The organism is Bradyrhizobium campsiandrae, assembly GCF_014529705.1.
Classification (GTDB): Bacteria; Pseudomonadota; Alphaproteobacteria; order Rhizobiales; family Xanthobacteraceae; genus Bradyrhizobium; species Bradyrhizobium campsiandrae.
Genome location: NZ_JAANIH010000131.1, coordinates 1 through 5,516, shown reverse-complemented (window position 1 = coordinate 5,516; position 5,516 = coordinate 1). Strand labels below are relative to the sequence as shown.

At 62.1% G+C, this 5,516-nt stretch carries 5 protein-coding genes and 2 pseudogenes; 3 read left to right on the top strand and 4 right to left on the bottom strand.

The genetic code is table 11. The features are described 5' to 3' along the window. Positions 1-146 precede the first annotated feature (146 nt). Positions 147-314: pseudogene (locus tag G8O24_RS42110) on the top strand (DUF736 domain-containing protein); the annotation flags it as partial. A 198-nt stretch (positions 315-512) separates the two neighbouring features. Here the strand turns inward: G8O24_RS42110 and G8O24_RS46450 are convergent. Beyond that, positions 513-602: pseudogene (locus G8O24_RS46450) on the bottom strand (glutathione binding-like protein); the annotation flags it as partial. Positions 603-1,062: 460 nt separating this feature from the next. Beyond that, positions 1,063-1,305: a hypothetical protein gene (locus G8O24_RS42100; RefSeq protein ID WP_188108352.1), complete on the bottom strand. Its 243-nt coding sequence runs from the start codon at positions 1,303-1,305 to the stop codon at positions 1,063-1,065. 492 nt (positions 1,306-1,797) lie between these two features. Here G8O24_RS42100 and G8O24_RS42095 point away from each other — a divergent pair, with 492 nt between their 5' ends. Both G8O24_RS42095 and G8O24_RS42090 read left to right on the top strand, forming a co-directional pair. After that, the gene (locus tag G8O24_RS42095; protein WP_188108351.1) at positions 1,798-1,956 is read left to right on the top strand and encodes a hypothetical protein; all 159 of its coding nucleotides are present in this window, start codon (positions 1,798-1,800) and stop codon (positions 1,954-1,956) included. A gap of 679 nt (positions 1,957-2,635) precedes the next feature. Further along, positions 2,636-2,950: a DUF736 domain-containing protein gene (locus tag G8O24_RS42090; RefSeq protein WP_062314222.1), complete on the top strand. Its 315-nt coding sequence runs from the start codon at positions 2,636-2,638 to the stop codon at positions 2,948-2,950. Positions 2,951-3,027: 77 nt separating this feature from the next. On the opposite strand, the gene G8O24_RS42085 is transcribed toward G8O24_RS42090, so the two are convergent. Together G8O24_RS42085 and G8O24_RS42080 are read right to left on the bottom strand one after the other, a co-directional pair. Beyond that, the gene (locus G8O24_RS42085) at positions 3,028-4,224 is read right to left on the bottom strand and encodes an AlbA family DNA-binding domain-containing protein (RefSeq protein WP_188108350.1); all 1,197 of its coding nucleotides are present in this window, start codon (positions 4,222-4,224) and stop codon (positions 3,028-3,030) included. 72 nt (positions 4,225-4,296) lie between these two features. Beyond that, positions 4,297-5,388: an RHE_PE00001 family protein gene (locus tag G8O24_RS42080; RefSeq protein ID WP_249778722.1), complete on the bottom strand. Its 1,092-nt coding sequence runs from the start codon at positions 5,386-5,388 to the stop codon at positions 4,297-4,299. Between the last annotated feature and the right edge of the window lie 128 nt (positions 5,389-5,516).

Sequence of the window (5,516 nt, the reverse complement as noted above, 5' to 3'; positions counted from 1 at the left end):
GCAAACACGCGAGGCGCCGCGGACAGCGCCCCGTCATTATGCGGAGCGACACAGCGGCAAAGCCCTTGAAAACCGCGGCCACCAGCCAACGACTCCGCATAATCCCGCGCTACGCATAATCGACGTTATGCGGTGCACCGCATAACGTCGAACTCGGTGCGGCCTGGCAGAAGCACTCCGAACAGACGGATCGCGACTACCTCTCGGTCAAGCTCGACGACCCGAGCTTCCCGGCAGCGATCTACGCCACCCTGGTCGAGGTCGAGGGCGAAGAAGGCCTGCAGCTGATCTGGTCCCGCCCCAATCGGGACTGATGCACCATCACAAACGGCCTCGCCATCCGGCGGGGCCGTTCGCATTGCAATGAGGATTGCGCTCACGCCGGCCTCAGGCCGCATCCGCTGCAGCAAAGTGGGCCATCTGATCGCGATAGGGTTTCGCGAAGGCCGGCCGGTAAGACGTTCTGCATAACCGCGGCAAGCAAGAAAGTCGGCGAGGTCTTCGAACCGGTCCACTGCCCGCAGAACGTCCGTTATCAACAGGTCCGCCACGGAGAACTTGTCGCCCACCAACCATGTGCGATTGCTCAACGTCGCGTCCATGCGGTCGAGCCGTGACCACAGAAAGCCATCCACCAATTCAACTGGGTGGTTCGCCGGCAAACCGATGAAACTAAACAGCGTCGATGATTGTCCCGGCAGTTGAACCGAGCTCCTATGGCGGTGATCCTTGAACCTGCGATAGATGCACCGCGCTTGTTTGGATATCAGTGCGTGATGATCGAAAGATGGGCGTCATGTTCGTGTTGATGGTTGTCCGCGTTTTACGCTTGTGCTGCGGAGGCCACGGCGATCAGGGTGCGGAAGAGCAGGGTTTGGGCGAGCCGCCTGCGGCGGACGGCTCTATTCGCTTCGCTCACGGAGCCCGCACGCGGTCTCCGCCGATTCCGGTGACGATCCTCTCGCTGAAGGCGATCGAGCCAATCGATTGCCCCACATCGTTTGCGCCGGAGGCGCGCGCCAAAGCATCAATCCCGGCCTTTCCCGATCGAAAGCGGTGCGATCAATTGTTCGATGACGAAAGAAAGCCGATAGCGCTCGCGACCACGATGATGACTGCGGCCTGAACCATAACCCAGAAATCGGGGCCATACACTGCGCACCAGAGCGCAGTCATCAAGGCGACGAGAACGCTGAAGATCAAACACTTCACTCTCGTCGAAGCACGCTTTCCTGGCGCTGATAAAAACATGTAGAGCACAATGACGATCGCCAACAGACCCGCAACAAGCAGCGCTACTTCCATCAATATGTTTTCCTGACAACGACGACGAATAAATAATTGCAATCTTAGCGCAGGAGATTCGTGCTGCGAAGATGTTCTCGTTGCGCAATCGCGGTGACGAGGACACGCTGACCTTGCGAGTACGCAGATTGGTGTTTGATGATTTTATCGTCTCGTGCTTTTCACATCGCATAGACTGTTGCGAAGTCACCAGCCGATCGACGGTGCCCTCGCCCATCGTCTGCATTTTTAATGCGGGTGGCGCCCGGCGAAGCGGGCCTCCTCTCCTGACGTCCATGTCTGAGCTTGTGCGTGGGACCGGCTGGTCGCCGGACGCGGACGCGCCAGAGGCGCGGGACCCCTTCTTCTGACAGCCAAGTCTACGCCAGGTCATCGCGCCTCAAGGACGAGCGGCGGTGCCGCTCGCCGCCTCCGGCGGTCGCTACGCGATCCCTGACCCGCTCAGACCCACAGCGTCGCCTCTTTCCGTCAGAAGACGGAAAGGACCTTCCCATGAAAGACGTTCGTGACATCTACCAGGAAATCGCCGAGCAGCGCGCGGAGCTGATGTACTGCATTCTCAGCGCCGAGGAGCGGAGAGAAACGCAGGCACGGTTGGATGCGGCGCTTGCAGAGGCAGAGCGCCGCCTCCGGGAAGAGGAGGGGGCGTAAAGCCCCCCTTTTTTTGTCGTGGTCCATCGTCGTCCATCCGGGGCGAGGTCGCGTGCCACCGGCAAGACCCCGCCTCGCCGCTGGGCTCTTTGCAGGAAGGATTGTCCAGTCGGCGAAATCAGGATCGGCAGGCAGGATTACCCCCGCTTTCCGCGCGGCAGCGAACGGGCATCAAGGAGGGAAAGCGCGGATCGTCGATTGAGCGATATGAGAGACGCGTGGCCGTGGTCGTGGAGGCCTGGTCGTGCCCGGCGCGACGTGCCGGCGACGAATGACTGCTTTGCCCTGCTGCGCCGAGATGATCTCGTTATGGGCGGCGAACGCGACGCCAGACAACGGGCGCGATGGTGACGGTGATCGTGTCGTCGGACGCAACGGTATTGCCGATGCGACTGCGCCTGTCATCATTCCCAAGTCGTTTGCGATGGCACCCCCAACGCGAACCCGATTGGCTAGGTCTGACCGAAGGCCGACCGGCTACGCCGCTCTCGATCTTGTCCCCGCAACGTCCTGCGACGACTTTTTTCCGCCGCCTTCGGCTTTGCATCGCGAACCAAAAAAGCCGCCTCCGGCCGCCTTCCACTTCGTTCCAGCCCTTCGGGTGCGGGTCGATCGCCTCCGGTCTCACGACCGCCATCGGGTCGCGATGGGCGCGGCCTTGAAACAAAGGAATGAGACAATGGCGAACATCGGCACCTTTACTTCCAACGGCACCGGCTTCACCGGCACGATCCGCACCCTGGCCCTGAACGTCAAGGCCCGCTTCGTCCGCATCGAGAACCCCTCGGATAAGGGCCCGCACTTCCGCATCCTCGCTCCGGGCAATGTCGAGCTGGGAGCGGCCTGGCAGAAGCGCTCCGAACAGACGGACCGCGACTACCTCTCGGTCAAGCTCGACGATCCGAGCTTCCCCTCCGCGATCTACGCGAGCCTCGTTGAGGTGGAAGGCGAGGAAGGCCTGCAGCTGATCTGGTCCCGGCCGAACCGGGACTGATCGTCCCGACGAAGGGCCCCGCCGCGAGGCGGGGCTTTTCTTGCGTTTGCGATGGCCCGTCTAACGTTGGATCGCCCTTATCGTCCCGTCATGAAAGTCCCGTCATCTCGGAAACTGACAGACCCTGCCATACCGCCAGATTGAGCGAGTTGGTTCAGAAGCGGCCTCATCCTTTCCGCACAGGCTTGAATGCCGGCAGGAGCAGAATCAAAAATCACTTCGCCGAAGGCATATTGAGGTCGGTCGGTATAGGAACCCATTCGATCATACCACGCACCATCACCCGGATGAGCAAAGTTAAAGCGGCCACGTTCTACCGTGAGCAAACTTGCCAGGACAGCGTAGGGCGCCGCTACGCCAATCCCTGACAGATCTCGCATCAACCGCATGGCGTTTGCGGTGATGCTCCGCTCGACCTCGACGACAGGTATCAGCGGTTGACCGCTGGCCCGCACGTAAAGACCATCGACGGCTTCGACGATCCCGCCCCGGAACAGTTGCACATACGCTCGTTCAACATTCGCGGCGCGATCGCCGTTCGACATCGCAAGAAAGCCGTCGAAGTTGATCTTAAGCCCCTGGGATTGCCTTGAGCCAATTGGATGAAACGACGTGTAATCCCGCTCGAGTTCGGCCATCGGGAGCGGAGCGTCACGGTCAAATGCGGAGAAGGGCACGACATGCAAGACGAGAACGTCCTTGTGCATGAGTGTGACCGGCGCGTCGCCCGAAGCGATGCGAATGAGTCGGTTCGTCCTGAACTCTCTCGTCTGATCGGCAATCCGAGGGGCAAGGGTGAACAGTTCACGCAGTTGGTCGACGTTCGGTTCGTATTTGCCGGCTGTCGATCGAGCCCAGAACCGGTTGCTATTCTCACGGATGATGCGATGGGGCGGATTGTAGCTGCGGGCAACGCGCAGAACGAGGATATGCCCGCCTTGAACGGGAACGGCCCTCGATTCTAAAGAGATGCGGGGTTGAAGTCCGGCCCGGGCTCGACTTTCAAGACGATTTATCTCGCCGTCAAAGTCGCCTGTGAATGGCACTGGTGCTTCGGGGATACCTTGCGTCGCGGCGATTCCAATAATGAGGTCGCCACCGGAAGTGTTCGCCAGTGACGATACGTCTGCCAAGAACTCAAGGTCGTCGCGCAGGGAGTTGCCGTACGTCTCCCGCTTGTACTCAATGATGTTCGTCTCCGGCGCCCTGGTCGCGACGAGTTCAAGGATATGTTGTTCTTCAATTTGATTAAGTGGAATGTGAAGTAACGCCATCGCCTCGCTCCCCGGACCGATATATCTGTATAGCCGTGGGACGGTCTGAATGCGACGTCAGCGCACTGTCGGCTAAAGGATTCCCCATGCCCGATACCGTCCCCGGCCGGTCGCCTCTCGCAGCCCCAACTCGCCGACCAGGTCCTGCGCCGCTCGGGGCGTAATCTTCAGTTCAGCGGCAATCATGCCGGCCGAGGCGATCGGCCGGGTCAACAGATAGTCGAGCAGCGCCGGCAGCCGGGATGTGGATCGGCGGCCAGCCACTTTGCGGGCGAGCAGCGTGCGGGCGGTCAGCCAGCGATCATGATCTTTGAGGCCGGCGTCCGCCGCGGCCGCGATCGCCTCGAGCTGGACGCCGAGGCGGCCGGCCGCGTCGCGCGGCCGTCGCCGCTCGCGCGGGATCGCCTTCAGACCATCGTGCAGGCAGGGAAGGTGGGCGCGGCTCTTGCCGCGTTCGCGCAGCAGCGCGGCGGCCAGCAGCCGACCGAGCCAGAGGGCGTGCTGCAATGGCTCGATCACGCTCCACGCGTCGGCCGCGACCGCCGCCGCCAGGGTCGGCGGCAGCGCGCGGGTGTCGGCGACGACGGCACGCCACGCATCGAGGCGTTCGTCTTCGTCCCAATCGAGGTCGTAGACCAGCGGGTCGCGCTCGGGCACGCGTCGCGCCCGCGCTACAGCGTCGCCCGCCAGTGTGCGGTCGGCCTTCGCGATCGCCGCGTCGACCGCGGCGAACATTTCCGCTATTCGCTCATCCGCTGGCGCCTGCTCTACGAGCTCGCCGTCATCAGCCTCGCCGTCTTCGCCGTCGAGGCCAAGTCGATCGCCTTCCTCATCCCGTTCGCTCGCCCCCTCTTCCCGGCCGCGCCCTCCCCTACCCCTCAGACTGGTGAGGCCAGCCGCCGACAGCGCCCAGTCAGGCTTCGCGTCGGCTATCCGGCGGCGCGCGCGCAGCAAGGTGTGGGCGCGGGTGAGCTCGTGGGTCGGGGTTCTGACGTCCATGCCGGCGTCGTGGAGAACGAGGTCGTCGAGGTGGACGAGCTCGCCCTCCAACCACAGACTGGCACAGGCGTCATTGAAGTGAGTCCGCGCAACCCAGCCGTCGCGGATCGGGCTTTTGGCCAGCCGTTCGTCGAGCCGGGCCAGTGCATCCTCGGCCGCCGCCAGCTGTCGCTTTCACTTCCCAATTTCAGCGGCACAAACCTCATAAGTTGTTTAGGTTTAGGAGCTAAGACGAGCGAAATTTTCCGCTAACGATTTCACTGGTCGCTCGATTTGCCACACCGACCGCAAAA

What these genes read in the sequence shown, in the direction of transcription:
- G8O24_RS42100 (WP_188108352.1), bottom strand. Translation starts at nt 1,305, where the DNA reads ATGGAAGTAGCGCTGCTTGTTGCGGGTCTGTTGGCGATCGTCATTGTG.
- G8O24_RS42090 (WP_062314222.1), top strand. Translation starts at nt 2,636, where the DNA reads ATGGCGAACATCGGCACCTTTACTTCCAACGGCACCGGCTTCACCGGC.
- G8O24_RS42085 (WP_188108350.1), bottom strand. Translation starts at nt 4,224, where the DNA reads ATGGCGTTACTTCACATTCCACTTAATCAAATTGAAGAACAACATATC.
- G8O24_RS42095 (WP_188108351.1), top strand. Translation starts at nt 1,798, where the DNA reads ATGAAAGACGTTCGTGACATCTACCAGGAAATCGCCGAGCAGCGCGCG.